Here is an 18,364-nt window from a genome sequence, read left to right as displayed (position 1 = left end):
AGATGGCCGCCAAGAACAGCAACGACACCACCGCGGAAGTACTGCCCAAGCATGGGTTCTTCGTCCGCCTCTACAGCGGCACCGGCGCCTTCGAGGTGGTCGGCCGTCGCAAACTCTGGTATCTGGTCAGCGGGCTGATGGTGGCGGTCTGCCTGCTCAGCATGGTGCTGCGGGGCTTCAGCTTCGGCATCGACTTCGAAGGCGGCACCAAGGTGTCGATGCCGGTGGCCGGGGCCCACGGCATCATCAGCTCCCAGCAGGTCGAGGACGTCTTCAACGACACGCTGGGCCGGGCACCGGAATCGGTGGTGACCGTCGGCAGCGGCGGCTCCGCGACCGTCCAGATCCGCTCCGAGACCCTGTCCAACGACGAGGCCGAGCAGTTGCGCACCGCGTTGTTCGACGCCTTTCAGCCGAAGGGCGGCGACGGTCAACCGAGTAAGCAGGTGATCAGCGACTCGGCGGTATCCGAGACCTGGGGTGGGCAGATCACCCAGAAGGCGCTGATCGCGCTGGTGGTGTTCCTGGTCCTGGCGGCCATCTACATCACCTGGCGCTATGAGCGCTATATGGCGATCGCCTCGCTGCTGACCCTGGTCTTCGACCTGGTGGTCACGGCCGGGGTGTACTCGCTGGTCGGATTCGAGGTCACGCCGGCGACCGTCATCGGACTGCTGACGATCCTCGGGTTCTCGCTGTACGACACGGTGATCGTGTTCGACAAGGTGGAGGAGAACACCAACGGCTTCGAGCACACCACCCGCCGAACCTTCGCCGAACAGGCCAACCTGGCGGTCAACCAGACGTTCATGCGTTCGATCAACACCAGCCTGATCTCGGTGCTGCCGATCATCGCGCTGATGGTGGTCGCGGTATGGCTGCTGGGCGTCGGCACGCTGATGGACCTCGCGTTGGTCCAGCTGGTCGGCGTGATCGTCGGCACCTACTCGTCGATCTATTTCGCCACGCCGCTGCTGGTATCGCTGCGCGAACGCACCGAGCTGGTGCGCAAGCACACCCAGCGCGTGATCAACCGCCGCGGCAAGGCCGGCGCCAAGGCCGAGCAGGCCGAGGACAAGGACGCGACCGCCGACGGCGTCGCCGACGAGGCCACCACCGAGGACACCGGCGACACCACCACCGAGGACACCGAGGACAAGGTCTCGGCCGCCGTCACTCCACCCGCACCCGCGAAGCCGGCCCCCGGGGCCCGGCCGTCACGTCCCTCGGCGTCCAAGACGGGCCGCCCGTCCGGTAAACGGAACACCCGGCGGTAATCCGGATGGCTCAGCGGAGGGCCATCGCCCGGGCGCGGAGCGCAGCGGCGGCGATGGCGCTGTCATTGGCGGCGGGCATCGGACTGTCGGCGTGCGCCGGAGGGTCGGCCGATGTGATCGACTACGCGGTCGACGGCACGCTCACCACCTACAACACCAACACGGTCGCGGGCGCGGCATCCAGCGGGCCGCAGGCCTTCGCCCGGGCCCTGACCGGGTTCAGCTATCACGGTCCCGACGGTCAGGTCGTCGCCGACCACGACTTCGGCTCGGTCTCGGTGGTCGGCCGGGCACCGCTGGTGCTCGACTATGTGATCGGCGATCAGGCGGTCTACTCCGACGGAAAACCGGTCACCTGCGATGACCTGGTGCTGGCGTGGGCCGCGCAGTCGGGGCGGTTCCCCGGGTTCGATTCGGCCTCAAGGGCCGGATATCGCGATATCGGGACGGTGGACTGCGCCCCCGGCCAGAAGCGGGCCAGGGTGTCGTTCGCGCAGGACCGCGGATTCCTCGACTACGGCCAGTTGTTCTCGGCCACCTCGCTGATGCCCTCGCACGTCATCGCCGACGAACTGGGGCTGGGCGAGGGCGGCGTCACCACCGCGCTGCAGACCGGCGACCTCGGTGCCATCGACCGCATCGCGCAGGCCTGGAACACCACCTGGGATCTCAAACCCGACGTGGACCTCAAACGGTTCCCGTCCTCGGGGCCGTACCGTCTGGACTCGGTGTCCGAGGACGGCGCCGTCGTGCTGGTGGCCAACGACAAATGGTGGGGCACGCCGCCCGTGACCGACAAGATCACGGTCTGGCCGCGCGGCGCCGACATCCAGGAACGGGTCAACGAAGGGTCGTTCGACGTCGTCGACATCGCCACCGGCTCGTCGGGTCTGCTCAACCTCCCGGACGACTACGTCAGCACCGACACGCCGTCGGCCGGGATCGAGCAGCTCATCTTCGCCCCCGGCGGCCCCCTGGCCGCGACACCGGCCCGCCGCGCGCTGGCGCTGTGCACGCCGCGCGATGTGATCGCGCGCAATGCCGAGACGCCGATCTCCAATTCCCGGCTCAGCCCGGCCAGCGACGACGCGTTCAGCGCCGCCGAATCGGTGCCCGACGCGGGCCAGTTCGTCGCGGCCAACCCCGATGCCGCCAGGGCGGCGCTCAACAACCGCCCGCTGACCGTGCGCATCGGGTACCAGACCCCGAACGCGCGGCGGGCCGCGACCGTCGGGGCGATCGCGAAATCCTGCGCCCCGGCCGGGATCATCGTGCAGGACGCCGGATCGGAGACCGCGGGTCCGGTGGCGCTGCGCAACAACGAGTTCGACGTCCTGCTCGCGAGCACCGGCGGCGCCGCGGGCAGCGGATCCTCCGGATCGTCGGCGGTCGACGCCTATACGCTGCACTTCGGCAACGGCAACAACCTGCCCGCCTACAACAACGAGCGGATCGACGGCATCATCGACGCGCAGGCGGTGACCGCCGATCCCAAGGAACTGGCCCGCCTCCTGGGTGAGGGCGCCCCGATCCTGTGGGCCGACATGCCGACGCTGCCGTTGTACCGCCAGCAGCGCAGCGTCCTGGCATCGACGAAGATGTACGCCGTGAGCGGCAATCCGACCCGGTGGGGGGCAGGCTGGAACATGGACCGCTGGAAGTTGTCGCGGTGAGCGCACCCGTGTCCCGGTTGATCGGCTCGCTGACCCGTGAGGTCGCCGACTTCCCCGAACCGGGCGTCGCGTTCAAGGATCTGACCCCGCTGCTGGCCGATGCGCACGGGCTGGGCGCGGTGACCGACGCACTGGCGGCTACCGCGTCCGGTGCCGATCTGGTGGCCGGCCTGGACGCCAGGGGGTTCCTGCTGGGCGCCGCGGTGGCGATCCGGCTCGGTGTCGGGGTGCTGGCGGTGCGCAAGGGCGGCAAACTTCCGCCACCCGTGCACAGCGTCGCCTATCAGCTGGAATACGGCACCGCCACCTTGGAGATCCCGGCCGACGGGATCGAAATCGCCGGTCGCAGCGTTGTCATCATCGACGATGTGCTGGCCACCGGCGGAACGCTCGGTGCCGCGGCGCGGCTGCTGTCCAACGGCGGCGCCCGGGTGCTCGGCGCCGCCGTGGTGCTCGAGCTGACCGCGCTGGGCGGGCGCGACGCCGTGGCACCGCTGACCGTGAGCAGCCTGCACACGGTGTGAGGGATATCCTCGAACTCACCGACGACCAGCTGGAGGTGACGACAATGGCCGACGATCCCGGCAGGGGCCAGGTCGTGCAGTCGCCACCCGCGCCGCCGCAGGCCGGGGCCGCGCCCGACGCCGCGAAGACCAGCGCGTCGCGGCGGGTCCGCGCCCGCCTGGCCCGCCGGATGACCGCACAGCGCAGCGGGGTCAACCCGGTGCTCGAGCCCCTGGTCGCGGTCCACCGCGAGCTCTATCCGAAGGCCGACGTGCAGCTGCTGCAGCGCGCCTACGACGTCGCCGCGCAGCGCCACTCCGATCAGCTGCGCAAATCGGGTGACCCCTACATCACCCATCCGCTGGCGGTGGCCAACATCCTGGCCGAGCTCGGCATGGACACCACGACCCTGGTCGCGGCCCTGCTGCACGACACGGTCGAGGACACCGGGTACACGCTGGATGCGCTGACCGCCGAGTTCGGCAGCGAGGTCGGCCATCTGGTCGACGGGGTCACCAAGCTGGACAAGGTGGTGCTGGGCTCGGCGGCCGAGGGCGAGACCATCCGCAAGATGATCATCGCGATGGCCCGGGATCCGAGGGTGCTGGTGATCAAGGTCGCCGACCGGCTGCACAATATGCGCACCATGCGGTTCCTGCCGCCCGAGAAGCAGGCACGCAAGGCCCGCGAGACGCTGGAAGTGATTGCGCCGCTTGCCCACCGGCTGGGCATGGCCACCGTCAAATGGGAGCTGGAGGATCTGGCGTTCGCGATCCTGCACCCCAAGAAGTACGAGGAGATCGTGCGGCTGGTCGCCGACCGGGCACCGTCGCGCGACACCTACCTGGCCAAGGTGCGGGCCGAGATCGGGGTGGCCTTGTCGGCCATGAAGATCAACGCCGTCGTCGAGGGCAGGCCCAAGCATTACTGGTCGATCTACCAGAAGATGATCGTCAAGGGTCGCGACTTCGACGATATCCACGACCTGGTGGGCGTGCGGATCCTGTGCGAGGACATCCGCGACTGTTACGCCGCGGTCGGTGTGGTGCACTCGCTGTGGCAGCCGATGGCGGGCCGGTTCAAGGATTACATCGCCCAGCCGCGCTACGGCGTGTATCAGTCTCTGCACACCACCGTCGTCGGGCCCGAGGGCAAGCCGCTGGAGGTCCAGATCCGCACCCGCGATATGCACCGCACCGCCGAGTACGGCATCGCCGCGCACTGGCGGTACAAGGAGGCCAAGGGCCGCAACGGGGTTCCGCATCTGCATGCGTCCGCCGAGATCGACGATATGGCCTGGATGCGCCAACTGCTCGACTGGCAGCGGGAGGCCGCCGACCCGGGGGAGTTCCTGGAGTCGTTGCGCTACGACCTCGCCGTGCAGGAGATCTTCGTCTTCACTCCGAAGGGCGATGTGATCAACCTGCCGACGGGATCCACTCCCGTCGATTTCGCCTACGCGGTGCACACCGAGGTCGGCCACCGCTGCATCGGCGCCCGGGTCAACGGCCGGTTGGTCGCCCTGGAACGCAAACTCGAAAACGGCGAGGTGGTCGAGGTTTTCACCTCGAAGGCACAGAACGCCGGGCCGTCCCGGGATTGGCAGACCTTCGTGGTGTCACCACGGGCCAAGGCCAAGATCCGCCAGTGGTTCGCCAAGGAACGCCGCGAGGAGGCGCTGGAGACCGGTAAGGACGCCATCGCCCGTGAGGTGCGCCGTGGCGGACTTCCGTTGCAGCGCTTGATGAACGCCGAATCCATGGGTGCGCTCGCCCGCGAGCTCCGCTTCACCGACGTATCGGCGCTCTACACCGCGGTCGGTGAGGGCCACGTGTCGGCGCGCCATGTGGTGCAGCGGCTGCTGGCTCAGTTCGGTGGCGACGACGCCGCCGAGGACGAACTCGCCGAACGCTCCACCCCGGCCACTATGCCGATCCGGCAGCGCAGCACCGACGACACCGGTGTCTCGGTGCCCGGCGCCCCTGGTGTGCTGACCAAGCTGGCCAAATGCTGTACCCCGGTGCCCGGCGACACCATCATGGGGTTCGTCACCCGCGGCGGGGGAGTCAGCGTGCACCGCACCGACTGCACCAATGCCGAATCGCTGCAACAGCAGTCCGAGCGGATCATCGAGGTGCAGTGGGCGCCGTCGCCGTCGTCGGTGTTCCTGGTCGCGATCCAGGTCGAGGCGCTGGACCGGCACCGGCTGCTGTCCGACGTCACCCGGGTCCTGGCCGACGAGAAGGTCAACATCCTGTCGGCCTCGGTGACGACCTCCAACGACCGGGTGGCGATCAGCCGGTTCACCTTCGAGATGGGCGATCCCAAGCATCTCGGTCATCTGCTGAGCGTGGTGCGCAACGTCGAGGGTGTCTACGACGTGTACCGCGTCACCAGCGCCGCCTGATCCCGGGCCGCCGTCGACCGGGGTGCGGCGGTGTCCGACAGTGAGCGGCCACGGGTCTCCTCACCGAGCAGCACGGTGATCAGCAGGCCGGCCACGTTGACGCCGGCCAGCAGCCACATGACGCCGCCGAGTCCGGTGCCGGTGAGTACGAGGGGTAACACGAAGGTGCTGATGGCCGACCCGACCCGGCTGATCGCCACGACGGTGCCGGTGGCACTGGCCCGCACCGCGGTGGGGAAAAGCTCGTTGGGATAGATGATCTCGATGAAATTGCAGGCCCCTGAGGTGATCGCGTAGAGCGCCAGGAAGGCGAACAGCACGGCTGCGGGAGCCTGCGGGCTGACCGCCATCACGACGAATGCGATGCTCATGATGGCAAATGTCCACAGCAGCAACGGTTTGCGCCCGATCCTGTCGACCAGGAGGAGTCCGGGGACACCGCCCACCAGAAAGAGCAGGCTGATCACCAACTCGGCGACGTACACGTTGTGTGCGCCGACACCCATCTCGGCGAGGATGTCCGGCCCGAAGGTGTACACCGCGAACAGGGGAATCACGTGGGCGGTGAAGAACACCCCGACGAAGACCACCCTGCGCAGATAGATGCCGCGGAACAGCGCGGAATACGATGTGGCGGGTGGTTCGGCCGGAATCATGGACGTGTCGGCGTGTGGGCCCCAGACCCGTCGACAGACCTGTTGGGCCTCGGCGTCGCGTCCCCTGCTCAGTAGCCACCGCGGCGACTCCGGCGTCCCGGCCCGCATCAGCAGGGTGATGATGCCGAACACCGCGGGGCTGGCCAGCATGAACCGCCAGGCGTCGGGACCCAGCCCCGACAACACCCAGCCCACCGCCGCGGCCGCCGCCGCACCGGCGGCCCACACCACGAACAGCGAACCGAGGAGCCGGCCCCGGTAGCGGCTCGGCACGAACTCGGCCAGCAGTGAGCTGGCGATCGGATAGTCGGCGCCGATGGCCACGCCGAGCAGGAAACGCAACACCACCAGCTGCCATGTATCGGTCACGAACGCGGACGCTACGGACACCACGACCAGCATGGACAGATCGGCGATGTACATGACCTTGCGGCCGACCCGGTCGGTGACGTAGCCGAAAACCAGGCCACCGACGAAGATCCCGATCAACGCCGCCGCGCCGATCAGCCCCATGGCGACGGAGTCGAGTTCGAGCCGGCTCTTCATGGAGACGAATGCGATGCCGATGATGGTCAGCGCGAACCCGTCCAGGAATGGTCCACCCGCCGAAAACACGGTGAGCCGTTTGTGGAACGCGGTCAGCGGGCCGTCGTCGATCGATTGGGACATCACATCTCCTGCCGGGCGAGTGGTTGTAGACGAGCGAAATGCGCCGCGGTGCGGGCAAGGGGATCGAGCCGGTCGATGTCGACCCGGCCGTCGGCGTCCAGCACGGCATGGTCGAGGTGGAAGGCGAGGACCTCGCCGATCACCAGCCGGTCGCTGCCGGGCTGGACGGTGGTGTGCAGCCGGCATTCGAGGCTGATCGGCGATTCGGCGATTCTCGGCGGCCGGACGTGCCGGCACGGCATCGCGGTCACCCCCGCCAACTCGAATTCGTCGACCGACGCATCGACCTGTGTGCTGGTCAGTTCGACTGCCTGCGCCATCTCGGCCGGTGCGATGTTGACCACGAATTCGCCGGTGGCTTCGATATTGGCGGCGCTGTCCTTGAGGCGGCCGGTGCACAGGTATTCCAGGCTCAGCAGGATCAGCGGTGGTTGCGACGACACCACCGTGAAGAAACTGAACGGCGCCAGGTTGGGCACACCGTCGCCGCTGATGGTCGAGGTCCAGGCGATCGGCCGCGGCACCACCGCGGCCTTCAACAGCCCGAATGCTTTGCGTGCCGTCAGGTCTGCGGCGTCGATGACCGTGATGTCCGAACATTGCATGGCCGGCAACGCTAGGCCGGGCACCGCCGGTGGTGGAATGGAGAATCATCCACCGGCTACTGGATCATGGTGGAGAAATAACCATTGGTGCGTGCCGAAATACTCGTTTGAATGCGAGGTATGGAGTTGACGAACACGACCGGACGGACCGAGGTCCCTGCCGGTACCGGGCGGGCCGAGACACTGCGGCGGGGCGACCGGATCCGGATCATCGATGTCGAAGGCGGCCAGGTCGGCGACGTATTCGCCTTCGCGGCAGCAGATCTCACCGAGCATCTGAGCGCTTCACACACCCGCACCGCCACCGGCCGACTGTTTCCCGAGGTGGGTGAACACTTCCTGACCACCCGGCGCAGGCCGATCCTGACGCTGGTCGCCGACACCTCACCGGGCGTCCACGACATGCTGATCGCGGCCTGCGACGCCGAACGCTACCGGGCGCTCGGGGTTTCCGAGCACCGGTCCTGTGCCCAGAATCTGCGCACCGCGCTCGACGAGGCGGGCCTGCGCGTGGACGGCGTACCGCAACCGGTGAACGTGTTCATGAACATCCCAGTCGCCGAAGCCGGCGGGCTGTCGTGGCTGCCCGCGGTGACCCGACCGGGTGACGCCGTCGAGTTCGAGGCGGCCATGGACTGCGTGCTGGTGGTATCGGCCTGCCCCATGGACCTCAACGGCATCAACGGACAACGCCCCACCCCGCTTGCCGTCGAGTTGGAGCGGGTCGCATGACCGCGTCGCATCCCGCGCTGGCCGCGGCACGGATCGGACAGCTCAGCCTGGCGAATCGGCTTGCCGTGGCGCCGATGACCCGCGTGTCTGCCGCACCGGACGGCACGCCGACCGAAGAGATGGCCGACTATTACGCCGAATTCGCGCGCGGTGGTTTCGGGTTGGTGATCACCGAAGGCACGTATACCGACACCACACACAGTCAGGGTTATCTCAACCAACCCGGCCTCGCGACCGATGGCCAGATGGCGGGTTGGCGGCGGGTCACCGATGCGGTCCACGCCGCGGATGTGCCGATCCTGGTGCAGCTCATGCATGCCGGGGCGTTGTCGCAGGGTAATTCCCACGGCGTGGGCACCATCGCACCATCGGCGGTACGCCCCCGCGGGCAGATGCTCGAGGAGTACGGCGGCTCGGGTCGTTGGCCCGCGCCGCGGGAGATGACACCAGAGGACATCGCGACGGTGGTCGGCGGATTCGTCGAATCCGCCGAACGCGCCCGCGCCACCGGATTCGACGGTGTCGAGATCCACGCCGCCAACGGCTATCTGCTCGATCAGTTTCTCACCACCTATACCAACACCCGCGACGACGGGTACGGTGGCCCGGTGGCCGACCGGATTCGGCTCACCGCACAGGTGGTGGAGGCCATCCGCGCGCGCCTCGGCGGGGAGTTCCCGATCGGCGTGCGGCTGTCGCAGACCAAGGTCAACGACTTCGGCTACCGCTGGCCCGGCGGCGCCGAGGACGCCGAGGTGATCTTCGCCGCGCTGGCCGACGCCGGGGTCGATTATCTGCACATCGCCAGCGAGGGCCGCGACTTCATCGACACCGCGCGATTCGCCGACGGCCGCACCATCACGGCGGTGGCACGTGAGGTCACGGGGCTGCCGGTGATGGCCAACGGTGGGATGCACGACCACGGACAGGCCGCCGACGTCCTCGACGGCGGCCACGCCGACCTGTTGTCGCTCGGCCGTGGGGCGCTGGCGAATCCTGATCTGCCGCAGCGCCTCTCGGCAGGCGAAAAGCTGACATCGTTCGACCACGGTATGCTGTCGCCGAGGGCGACCATCGCCAACGCCCAGCTCTGGCGGTCGGCCGGGTAGCCGCGTCAGCTGAGTGTGTCGGCCTCCAGCGCCAGGAACAGGTCGACGCGGTCCTCGAGTCGGGTGACGTCGCGGCCGGTCAGTTCGTTGATCCGGCCGACGCGGTTACGCAGCGTGTTGACGTGCACGTACAGCGCCGCGGCGGTCTTGGCCCAGTGCCCGTCGTTGCCGAGGAAGGTGCGCAGGGTGCGTTCGAGCTCGGTCGCGTTCTGCTGATCGTACGCCCGGAGCGGGCCGAGGATGTCGTCGGCGAAGCGGCGCAGCACCGACCGGTTGTGCAGACCCAGCAGCATGCGGTGGGTGCCGACATCGGCGTAGGTGCCGACCCGGGACTCGGTCGAGCGCCGCCACATCACCTGACAGATCTCCCTGGCCCGGATCAACGGTTCCCGAAGGGCGGTGGCGTCCGCGGCGAGGTCTCCGATCCCCACCACGGTGCGGTCGATGGGGAACCGGACCGCCACGGCTCGGATCAACTGGTCTCCCAACGTGACCAGCCCGGCCGCGTCGTGGTGCCAGCCGAACACCACGACGGTGTCCTGGCTACCGGGCACCACCACCGCGGGGATGCCGCGCTGGCTGAAGAATGCCTCGATCTCGTCGGTGGAGCCGGGCGGCCGCAGCTCATCGTTACCGACCACGACGGTGTACACGGCCAGCGGTGCCGACGGATCGATCCCGAAGGCGCGCAGCCGTTGCGAGACCTCGCGCTCCCGGGCCGGGCCGGACAGCACCATCTCCAGCAATTCGCTGGAGAAACGGGATTCGATCGCCTGCAGTGCCTGTTGGCGGGTCACTTCGAGACTCAGGTAACGGGTGGCCTGATCGAGCGCGTCCCGTTCGGCCTGCCGCAGCTCGGCGAGCGGACGCAGACAGAACAGTCCGGCGTCGATGTCGCCCATGGCGCCCTCGACGAGATACACCGCGGCCGGGCCGGCTTCGGGGAGTTCCACCTCCAGTGGCGGCGGGTGGCGGTTCAGTACCTCGGCGGCGGCCTGGATCTGCGCCTCGCCGCCGGCGGTGCCCGCCAGCCGCCTGCCGAGCCGGTCCACCACCAGCAGCGGTAGGTCGTGATCGCGGCGCAACACGTCGAGGATGCCTTCCGCGCCGCCACCCCGCGAGATCGAACTCGCCAGGGCGTTGCCCCTGCGCACGAGCTTGGCCAGGGCGGACTGCCTGGCCCCGGACTGGACCCGGGCCGCGGCCTGGGTGATGGCGGTGAACGGCACCGCGATCGACACCGTTGCCAGCGGTAACTCGGCCGCGGCGCAGGCGTCGACCAGATCTGTTGGCACCGTGGGTGTCTGGTCGGTCAAACCGAAGATCAAACCGGAGGCCCTGGCCCGGCACAGTGCCTCGACGAAGGCGTCCGATGTGACCGTCGCGCGCCAGAGCCCGTTGGTCAGCACCAGCTCGGTGGCGCGGACATAAGGCGAGGGGTCGGGGAGTTCGGTGTTGTGCAGCCACAACACCTCGTGGTCAACCGCGCCCGGCTCGCCCTCGACCAGGAGCGTCAATTCCAGGGCAGCATCCTCGATCAGGGTCGCGAAGCTCAACATCGGCGTGCGGACACCCGCGCTCAGCCCCGCTCCAGGATCGCCCGCAGAAACGTCCGGGTGCGCTCGTGCCCCGGCTCGGCGAACAGCTTGCCGGGTGGTGCGTCCTCCACGATCCGGCCGCCGTCGAACATCATCACACGATCGGAAACGTCACGGGCGAAATCCATTTCGTGCGTCACACACAGGAAGGTGATGTCGGTGGTGGCGGCGATGTCCTTGAGCAACGCGAGGACGCCCGCGACCAGCTCTGGATCCAGCGCCGAGGTCACCTCGTCGAGAAGCAACACATCGGGTTGCATGGCCAGGGCGCGTGCGATCGCGACGCGCTGCTGTTGGCCGCCGGAGAGCTCCGAGGGGTGAGCTTCGGACTTCTCGGGCATGCCCACCAACTCCAGCAGGCGGTTCGCGCGGTCCTCGGCCTCCTCCCTGGGCAGGCCGAGGGAGTGCACGGGCGCCTCGGTGATGTTCTGGCGCACCGTCATGTTGGGGAACAGGTTGAACTGCTGGAAGACCATCCCGATCCGTTTGCGCAACCGCCGCTGGTGGCTGTCGTCGGCGGGTACCTCACGATCGCGGCGGACCATGTGGCTCAGGCATTCGCCCCCGACGTAGATGCGGCCATCGGTGACCTGCTCCAACGTCATCAGCAATCGCAGGATGGTGGTCTTGCCCGACCCGCTCGGCCCGATGAGGGTGACGAATTCGCCAGGCTGCACCGTGAAGTCGAGACCGTCCAGCACCACGTGGTCACCGAACCGCTTGACCACCTCGGTGAAGCGGATCATTTCAGCTGCTGTATCGGACACGCCTCTCCAACCATCGAACGAGTAGGGATGCCGAGTAGCTCAGCACCAGGAACAGGACACCGGCGATCGTCACCGGCTCGACGTATCGGAACGCCTGGGAGCCGGCCTGGTTGGCCACCCCCACCACGTCGAGCACACCGATGGTCAGCAGCAGTGGCGTCTCCTTGAGCATGGAAATCGTGTAGTTGCCGAGCGCGGGCAACACCCGGGGAATCGCCTGCGGCAGGATCACCGCGGTCCAGGTGCGCCGGGTCGGCAGGTTCAGTGCCGCCGCGGCTTCCCACTGGCCGGGCGGAACCGCTTCGATGCCGGCGCGGTACACCTCGGCCGTGTAGGTGGAGTAGTGCAGCCCGATCGCGATGATCCCGGTGGTCAGTGGGTCGAATTTGAGCCCGAAACTCGGCAGGACGAAAAAGAAGAAGAAGATCTGAACCAGTAACGGTGTGCTCCGGATGAATTCGATGAACGCCCACACCGACGTACTGACCGCACGGTTGGGCACCCGGCGGAGCAGGGCGAGCGCCAGGCCGAGCACATAGGCCAGCACCGAGCCGAACACCGTGGCGATCACAGTGATTCGCAAACCGTCTATGACGATCGTGGGTAGCACCTGCCACGCGTAGTCCCAATCCCAGATCATGAGCTCACCCGTTGTGTCGCGGCGGACCGGCGGCCCACCAGCCTGGCCGCCCGGCGTTCGATCACCCGCATGCCGAACGTGATCGCCACGGACAGCAGCAGATAGAACACGAGCACGATCGACCAGATGAGGGCGGCTTGGGAGATGAAACTGTTCACCAGCACTTCGCGTGCCTGGTAGGTCATCTCGTGCACGGTGATCATGGTGAGCAGCGCGCTGCTCTTGAGCAGCTGGATGAACAGGTTGTTGAACGGCGGCACCATCTCGACCAGGGCCTGTGGCAGAATGACCCGCCGCATCCGTTGGGCCGGCGTGAAATTGAGCGCGATGCAGCCCTCGTACTGCGCCCGCGGCACGGCCTGGACGGCGCCGCGCACGATCTCGGCTCCGTAGGCCCCGTGGTTGAGACCGAGGACGGCGATCCCTGCCGCCAGCGGCACGATCTGGTAACCGACGAGGACCGGCAGCACGAAGTAGATCCACAGCAGCTGCACCACTTCCGATGTGCCGCGCCATATCTCGACGTACATGCGGGCCAGCGCACGCACCACCCGCGATTTCGACAGCATGGCCAGCCCGGCGATGAACGACAGCACGACGGCGATCACGATGCCGCCGACAGTCGCCTCGACGGTCAGCAGCAGGCCCTGTGCGATGGTGCCGACGAAGACTCCGAGGTTATCGAACATCCGACCGGCCTCAGGCGGCCTCGCAGAGCTTCTCCGTGGTCACATCGTCGGGCACCTCGTTGTCCGCGGTGAAACCGAAAGGGGTAACGATGTCGAGCCAGGTTCCGTTGTCCTGCAGCTTCTTCAGTTCTGTGTTGAACTGCTCGACCAGGTCGGTGTCGCCCTTGCGGAAGACGAAGCCGCCGGCCTGGATCTGCTCCTGGCCGTTGACCACCGGAACGAACCCCTTGGTGACCTCAAGCTCGGTGCCCGGATTGTCGGCGAGCATCCGGCGCAGCGAGATGTCGGTCAGCGCGCCGCAATACGCCCGCTGGTCGCGCAACGCCTGGAACATCTCGGGCTGACCCCGGTAGGGCTGAATGTTGCCCGCCGGGATTCCGAGATCCCCGGCGACCGCCTCCTCCACCGTGCCCGACAGCACCGCCAGCGTTACGCCCTTGGCCTTGACGTCCTCGAAATTGTTGATCTGCTGCGGATTACCCTTGGGGACCAGCAACGCCGTCGGCGTCACGTAGTCCACCGCCGAGAACTGGGCGTTCTGGCACCGGTCGGGAAGGATCGCCATTCCGGCGGCCACCATGTCGTACTGGCTGGCGTTGAGTGCCGGGATGAGCTGGCCGAATTCGACCTGCGTGGCGTCGACGCGGTCGATGCCCATCGCCTTGAACACCGCCTTGGCTACCTCGGGAGCCTCGCCGGTGACCTTGCCGTTCTGGGTGTAACCGTAGGGGATCTCGCCGGCGATGCCGATCTTGATGCTTCCGGCGTCCTTGATGCGTTGTAACGTTCCGCCCTCGCCGGCCTGCGGCACCTTCGAACAACTCGTCAGTAGGGCGGGCGTGCCAAGGGCGGCCGCCCCGGCCGCGGCACCCACTCGGAAGAAATCGCGTCGTGTCCAGTTCATCATCAGTCCTGTCGTATCCACACGTTCACACTCTTATCGACCAAAGTTCGAATTGAAGGTATGCGGATCGACCGGGCAGGTCAAAGCCTGTTCAGTCCAGCAGGGCCGAGGTTATGATCACCGGTTGGGCCGGTTCACCGTCCTCGCCGCCGCCGGCGACACCGCCCGCGGCGATCTTGTCGAGGGTTGCCAGCCCGGTGTCGTCGATGGTCCCGAACACCGTGTACGTCGGCGGCAGCAACGAATCCGCGTACACCAGGAAGAACTGGCTGCCGTTGGTGCCGGGCCCGGCATTGGCGGTGGCCAGGGTGCCGCGGGGGTAGACCACCGGGCTGCGCAGCGCCGGGTCGGACAACCGGTACTGGTTGGTCGGGTATTCGTTGGCGAATCGGTAGCCGGGCCCGCCGGTGCCGCTGCCGGACGGGTCGCCGCACTGCAACACCGACAGCTCGCCCGCGGTGAGCCGGTGGCACGGGGTGTCATCGAAGAATCCCTGCTGGGCCAGGCTGGCGAAATTGTTGACGGTGCACGGCGACTGCCCGTTGGACAGGGTCAGGCCGATGTCTCCGCGGTTGGTGCTGACGCTGGCGCTGACGGTGGCCGGATCGGTGGGCACGGTACCGGTCCGCGGCGGCGTCGCCGGCTTGGCGGCCCGTTCGGTGGTGGCCGGGTACTGGCAGTTGGCTCCGAGGTCGGCCGGCGGGTCGAAAGCCGGCAGGGCGGTGCCCGACGCGACGGGACCGCCGCCGTGGCCGGATGGGCTCTCGACGAACTGGGCGACCGTCGCGGCGAACACCACGAGCAGCACCGCCATCAGCAGTCCCAGCGCCGTGAACACATAACCGATGATCAGCCCGGCGATCGCGATCCCGCGGCCCTGCTCACCGCTGCGGTTGATCTGACCCAGCGAGATATGGCCGAACACGATGCCCAGCGGGGCGAACAGCACCGAGGAGACCAGCGACGCGATCGCCATCCCGTTGGTGCGCGGTGGATAGCCGGCGGGGTAGCCCGGGGGATACGGGGGTGGGACGGTCACTGGGCCCGGTCAGTCGAGTGCGACGGACTTCAGCGAAACGTCGAGCGCCGGTTTGCCGTCCGGTCCACCACCGGCGACACCGGCCGCGGCGATCTTGTCCAGGGTGGCCAGGCCGTCGTCGTCGATCTTGCCGAACACCGTGTAACCGGGCGGCAGCTGCGAATCCTTGTACACCAGGAAGAACTGGCTGCCGTTGGTCCCTGGGCCGGCGTTGGCCATGGCCAGCGTCCCGCGCGGATAGAGCACCGGCTGCTGCAGCGCCGGATTGTCCGGCTGGTACTGGTTGGTCGGGTATTCGTTGGCGAACTGGTAGCCGGGCCCGCCGGTGCCGCTACCGGTCGGATCGCCGCACTGCAGCACCGACAACCCACCGGTGGTGAGCCGGTGGCACGGGGTGTCGTTGAAGTACTCCTGCTGGGCCAGGCTCGCGAAGCTGTTCACGGTGCACGGCGCCTTGGCGTTGTCGAGCTGCAGGCCGATGTTGCCCTGGGTGGTGACCATGCTGACGCTGACGGTGGCCGGATCGGTGGGCACCTTGCCGGTGCGCGGCGGATTGACCTTCTTGCTGGCGGCTTCGGCGGCCGGGTACTGGCAGTTCTCGCCGAGGCCGGCGGGGGCGACGAACGCCGGGAGCTTGCCGTCGGCGGCGGGCTGCGGCGCGTCCGAGGCGGGTGTGGTGGGGGACGCCGAGGCGGTGGTGTCTCCGGAATCCCGGTTGATCACGACCGTGGCCACGACGGCGCCGATCACGACGATCGTCGCCGCGGCGGAACCGGCGATGGTCCAGATGCGGCGTTGGCGCTCCTTCGCCGCGCGGCGTTCCAGCTGGCGTTCGAGCTTGCGCTTGGCCGTCGCGCGCCGTTGTTCGTTGGTCGGCACTGCGGCAGTCCTCTCCCTCGTGCCCACGTGGTGGGATGTTCCGGTCGGCAACGAGTGTGCCAGGCGATCCTGAAGAACACCCGCGCAGACCCGGGTGGGCGGCGCGCCGTGGGAAACTGGTGGGGTGTTCATCACCGGATTTCCGGCCGGGATGCTGGCGTGCAACTGCTATGTGCTGGCCGAGCGGCCCGGCGCGGACGCGATCGTCGTCGACCCCGGGCAGCGGGCCATGGGTCCGTTGCGCCGGATCCTGGACGAGAACCGTCTCACCCCGGCCGCGGTGTTGTTGACCCACGGCCACATCGACCACATCTGGTCGGCGCAGAAGGTGGCCGACACCTACGGGTGCCCGGCCTATATCCATCCCGAGGACCGGTTCATGCTGACCGACCCGATCAGGGGATTCGGCCCGCGGCTGGCCCAGCGGGCCTTCGGGGTGCTGTTCTCCGAGCCGAAACAGCTGGTCGAGCTGGACCGGGACGGGGCGGCCCTCGAATTCGGCGGCGTCTCGGTCACCGTCGACCACACCCCGGGGCATACCAGGGGATCGGTCGTCCTCAGGGTGGCCGGCAGTGTCTTCACGGGCGATACGCTGTTCCGGTCCTCGGTAGGGCGCACCGATCTGCCCGGCGGCAGCGGACGTGACCTGCTCGGATCGATCGTGACAAAACTGTTGGTGCTCGACGACGACACCGTGGTACTACCGGGGCACGGCCCGAAGTCCACAATCGGGCACGAGCGCCGCACCAACCCGTTCCTCGAAGGTTTGACTCTGTGACATCTGCATTCCAGGCACCCAAGGGCGTCCCCGACTACCTGCCGCCGGAGTCGGCGCAGTTCGTCGCGGTCCGCGACGGTCTGCTCAGCGCCGCGCGGCGCGCCGGATACGGCGACGTCGAGCTGCCGATATTCGAGGACACCGCCCTGTTCGCCCGCGGTGTGGGGGAGTCCACCGACGTCGTCTCCAAGGAGATGTACACGTTCGCCGACCGTGGCGAGCGGTCGGTCACCCTGCGCCCGGAGGGCACCGCCGGGGTGATCCGGGCGGTCATCCAGCACCGGCTGGACCGTGGTGCGCTGCCGGTCAAGCTCTGCTACTCGGGGCCGTTCTTCCGCTACGAGCGCCCGCAGGCCGGGCGCTACCGTCAGCTGCAGCAGGTCGGGGTGGAGGCCATCGGCGTCGACGATCCGGCGCTGGACGCCGAGGTGATCGCGGTGGCCGACGCCGGCTTCCGGTCCCTCGGCCTGGACGGGTTCCGGCTGGAGATCACCTCGCTGGGCGACGATACCTGCCGCCCGGCCTACCGGGAGCGGCTGCAGGAGTTCTTGTCGACGCTCGATCTGGACGAAGAGACACAGCGGCGGGCCCGGCTGAACCCGCTGCGGGTGCTCGACGACAAGCGGCCGGATGTCCGGGAGATGACCGCGGGCGCGCCGCTGATGCTCGATCACCTCTCCGACTCGGCCAAGCAGCACTTCGCCACCGTGCAGGCGCACCTGGACGCGCTCGGTGTGCCGTACGTGATCAATCCGCGGATGGTGCGCGGGCTGGACTACTACACCAAGACGACGTTCGAGTTCGTCCACGACGGGCTGGGCGCACAGTCCGGGATCGGTGGCGGCGGCCGCTATGACGGGCTGATGCGTCAGCTCGGCGGGCAGGACATGTCGGGCATCGGCTTCGGACTCGGCGTCGACCGCACCATGCTCGCGTTGCAGGCCGAGGGCAGGTCGGTGGCCGGTGCCGGCGGGGTCGAGGTCTTCGGGGTGCCGCTGGGCGATGCCGCCAAGCTGGAACTTGCCACGCTGGCGGCGCGGCTGCGGGCCGGCGGGGTGCGGGTGGATCTGGCCTACGGCGATCGCGGTCTCAAGGGCGCCATGAAGGCGGCCGACCGCTCCGGGGCGAAGTACGCCCTGGTCGCCGGGGACCGTGACATCGAGGCGGGCACCGTCGGGCTCAAGGACCTGTCGACCGGCGAGCAGGTCGACGTCGCCGCCGATGCCGTTGTCGCCGAGGTGCTTTCCCGCCTCGCCTGACCCTTTGCACCGCGAGCGTGCCCAGCACCGCGAGCGACCGTGTCTGTACGCCGACACGCCGTGAATGCTGTACATCTGCGGTCGCTCGCGCGGTCTGAATGCGCCTAGTACTACAGCCGCACTTATGGGGAGGCGCCTCTGGCTGCGTAGTGGCATCGGCGGGCGCGGGCTTGGTGGCG

17 protein-coding genes are annotated in these 18,364 nt (G+C 68.1%); 8 read left to right on the top strand and 9 right to left on the bottom strand.

The annotated features are described in order from the left end of the window. Positions 1 to 2: 2 nt before the first annotated feature. The 4 genes from secF to ACWDTP_RS02210 are packed head-to-tail and all read left to right on the top strand — an operon-like array spanning position 3 to position 5,861. On the top strand, positions 3 to 1,277 hold the full coding sequence (secF, locus tag ACWDTP_RS02225) for a protein translocase subunit SecF (protein ID WP_450016133.1): 1,275 nt from the start codon (positions 3 to 5) through the stop codon (positions 1,275 to 1,277). 5 nt (positions 1,278 to 1,282) lie between these two features. Next, on the top strand, positions 1,283 to 2,950 hold the full coding sequence (locus ACWDTP_RS02220; RefSeq protein WP_450016131.1) for an ABC transporter substrate-binding protein: 1,668 nt from the start codon (positions 1,283 to 1,285) through the stop codon (positions 2,948 to 2,950). Beyond that, positions 2,947 to 3,474: an adenine phosphoribosyltransferase gene (locus ACWDTP_RS02215; protein ID WP_450016129.1), complete on the top strand. Its 528-nt coding sequence runs from the start codon at positions 2,947 to 2,949 to the stop codon at positions 3,472 to 3,474. Before ACWDTP_RS02220 ends, ACWDTP_RS02215 begins: the two co-directional genes overlap by 4 nt. A 44-nt stretch (positions 3,475 to 3,518) precedes the next feature. After that, the gene (locus ACWDTP_RS02210; protein ID WP_450016286.1) at positions 3,519 to 5,861 is read left to right on the top strand and encodes a RelA/SpoT family protein; all 2,343 of its coding nucleotides are present in this window, start codon (positions 3,519 to 3,521) and stop codon (positions 5,859 to 5,861) included. On the opposite strand, the gene ACWDTP_RS02205 is transcribed toward ACWDTP_RS02210, so the two are convergent. Together ACWDTP_RS02205 and ACWDTP_RS02200 are read right to left on the bottom strand one after the other, a co-directional pair. Next, positions 5,828 to 7,186 (bottom strand): MFS transporter, encoded by a 1,359-nt coding sequence (locus ACWDTP_RS02205; RefSeq protein WP_450016127.1) that lies wholly within the window; start codon positions 7,184 to 7,186, stop codon positions 5,828 to 5,830. The genes ACWDTP_RS02210 and ACWDTP_RS02205 overlap by 34 nt on opposite strands. Continuing rightward, on the bottom strand, positions 7,186 to 7,791 hold the full coding sequence (locus ACWDTP_RS02200) for a flavin reductase family protein (protein WP_450016125.1): 606 nt from the start codon (positions 7,789 to 7,791) through the stop codon (positions 7,186 to 7,188). The genes ACWDTP_RS02205 and ACWDTP_RS02200 overlap by 1 nt, the downstream gene beginning before the upstream one ends. A 120-nt stretch (positions 7,792 to 7,911) precedes the next feature. On the opposite strand from ACWDTP_RS02200, the gene ACWDTP_RS02195 reads away from it, so the two are divergent. Continuing rightward, complete coding sequence (locus ACWDTP_RS02195) at positions 7,912 to 8,523, top strand: DUF1989 domain-containing protein (protein WP_450016124.1); 612 nt, start codon at positions 7,912 to 7,914, stop codon at positions 8,521 to 8,523. Beyond that, positions 8,520 to 9,632: an oxidoreductase gene (locus ACWDTP_RS02190; RefSeq protein WP_450016122.1), complete on the top strand. Its 1,113-nt coding sequence runs from the start codon at positions 8,520 to 8,522 to the stop codon at positions 9,630 to 9,632. The genes ACWDTP_RS02195 and ACWDTP_RS02190 overlap by 4 nt, the downstream gene beginning before the upstream one ends. A 5-nt stretch (positions 9,633 to 9,637) precedes the next feature. Here ACWDTP_RS02190 and ACWDTP_RS02185 read toward each other — a convergent pair whose 3' ends face one another. From ACWDTP_RS02185 to ACWDTP_RS02155, 7 genes are all read right to left on the bottom strand, one after another. After that, complete coding sequence (locus ACWDTP_RS02185) at positions 9,638 to 11,191, bottom strand: PucR family transcriptional regulator (RefSeq protein WP_450016120.1); 1,554 nt, start codon at positions 11,189 to 11,191, stop codon at positions 9,638 to 9,640. Positions 11,192 to 11,211: 20 nt separating this feature from the next. Continuing rightward, a complete protein-coding gene (ehuA, locus tag ACWDTP_RS02180; protein WP_450016118.1) occupies positions 11,212 to 11,976 on the bottom strand; it encodes an ectoine/hydroxyectoine ABC transporter ATP-binding protein EhuA in 765 nt (254 codons plus the stop codon). 1 nt (position 11,977) lies between these two features. Continuing rightward, positions 11,978 to 12,637: an ectoine/hydroxyectoine ABC transporter permease subunit EhuD gene (ehuD, locus tag ACWDTP_RS02175; protein WP_450016116.1), complete on the bottom strand. Its 660-nt coding sequence runs from the start codon at positions 12,635 to 12,637 to the stop codon at positions 11,978 to 11,980. Next, complete coding sequence (gene ehuC, locus ACWDTP_RS02170) at positions 12,634 to 13,326, bottom strand: ectoine/hydroxyectoine ABC transporter permease subunit EhuC (RefSeq protein WP_450016114.1); 693 nt, start codon at positions 13,324 to 13,326, stop codon at positions 12,634 to 12,636. The genes ehuD and ehuC overlap by 4 nt, the downstream gene beginning before the upstream one ends. Positions 13,327 to 13,336: 10 nt before the next feature. Further along, entirely contained in the window at positions 13,337 to 14,230 is an 894-nt protein-coding gene (gene ehuB / locus ACWDTP_RS02165) for an ectoine/hydroxyectoine ABC transporter substrate-binding protein EhuB (RefSeq protein ID WP_450016112.1), read from the bottom strand. A gap of 91 nt (positions 14,231 to 14,321) precedes the next feature. Next, positions 14,322 to 15,269, bottom strand: coding sequence for a peptidylprolyl isomerase (locus ACWDTP_RS02160; RefSeq protein ID WP_450016110.1), 948 nt, complete (start codon positions 15,267 to 15,269; stop codon positions 14,322 to 14,324). A gap of 9 nt (positions 15,270 to 15,278) precedes the next feature. Then, positions 15,279 to 16,148, bottom strand: a complete 870-nt coding sequence (locus ACWDTP_RS02155; protein ID WP_450016108.1) for a peptidylprolyl isomerase — start codon at positions 16,146 to 16,148, stop codon at positions 15,279 to 15,281. Positions 16,149 to 16,272: 124 nt separating this feature from the next. Here ACWDTP_RS02155 and ACWDTP_RS02150 point away from each other — a divergent pair, with 124 nt between their 5' ends. Both ACWDTP_RS02150 and hisS read left to right on the top strand, forming a co-directional pair. Beyond that, entirely contained in the window at positions 16,273 to 16,926 is a 654-nt protein-coding gene (locus tag ACWDTP_RS02150) for an MBL fold metallo-hydrolase (RefSeq protein WP_450016106.1), read from the top strand. Next, positions 16,923 to 18,185, top strand: coding sequence for a histidine--tRNA ligase (gene hisS / locus ACWDTP_RS02145; RefSeq protein ID WP_450016104.1), 1,263 nt, complete (start codon positions 16,923 to 16,925; stop codon positions 18,183 to 18,185). The genes ACWDTP_RS02150 and hisS overlap by 4 nt, the downstream gene beginning before the upstream one ends. The last annotated feature ends 179 nt before the right edge of the window (positions 18,186 to 18,364 follow it).

It is taken from the genome of Mycobacterium sp. NPDC003449 (assembly GCF_053588415.1).
Note: the sequence above shows the minus strand (reverse complement) of the source record. Positions and strands in the feature narration are given on the sequence as shown.

Excerpts from the sequence above, each read along its gene's own strand:
- ACWDTP_RS02195 (WP_450016124.1), top strand. The coding sequence starts at position 7,912 with ATGGAGTTGACGAACACGACCGGACGGACCGAGGTCCCTGCCGGTACC.
- ACWDTP_RS02185 (WP_450016120.1), bottom strand. The coding sequence starts at position 11,191 with ATGTTGAGCTTCGCGACCCTGATCGAGGATGCTGCCCTGGAATTGACG.
- ACWDTP_RS02220 (WP_450016131.1), top strand. The coding sequence starts at position 1,283 with ATGGCTCAGCGGAGGGCCATCGCCCGGGCGCGGAGCGCAGCGGCGGCG.
- ACWDTP_RS02205 (WP_450016127.1), bottom strand. The coding sequence starts at position 7,186 with ATGTCCCAATCGATCGACGACGGCCCGCTGACCGCGTTCCACAAACGG.
- ehuA (WP_450016118.1), bottom strand. The coding sequence starts at position 11,976 with ATGATCCGCTTCACCGAGGTGGTCAAGCGGTTCGGTGACCACGTGGTG.
- ACWDTP_RS02200 (WP_450016125.1), bottom strand. The coding sequence starts at position 7,791 with ATGCAATGTTCGGACATCACGGTCATCGACGCCGCAGACCTGACGGCA.
- ehuC (WP_450016114.1), bottom strand. The coding sequence starts at position 13,326 with ATGTTCGATAACCTCGGAGTCTTCGTCGGCACCATCGCACAGGGCCTG.
- ACWDTP_RS02210 (WP_450016286.1), top strand. The coding sequence starts at position 3,519 with ATGGCCGACGATCCCGGCAGGGGCCAGGTCGTGCAGTCGCCACCCGCG.
- ehuB (WP_450016112.1), bottom strand. The coding sequence starts at position 14,230 with ATGAACTGGACACGACGCGATTTCTTCCGAGTGGGTGCCGCGGCCGGG.
- secF (WP_450016133.1), top strand. The coding sequence starts at position 3 with ATGGCCGCCAAGAACAGCAACGACACCACCGCGGAAGTACTGCCCAAG.
- ACWDTP_RS02190 (WP_450016122.1), top strand. The coding sequence starts at position 8,520 with ATGACCGCGTCGCATCCCGCGCTGGCCGCGGCACGGATCGGACAGCTC.
- ehuD (WP_450016116.1), bottom strand. The coding sequence starts at position 12,637 with ATGATCTGGGATTGGGACTACGCGTGGCAGGTGCTACCCACGATCGTC.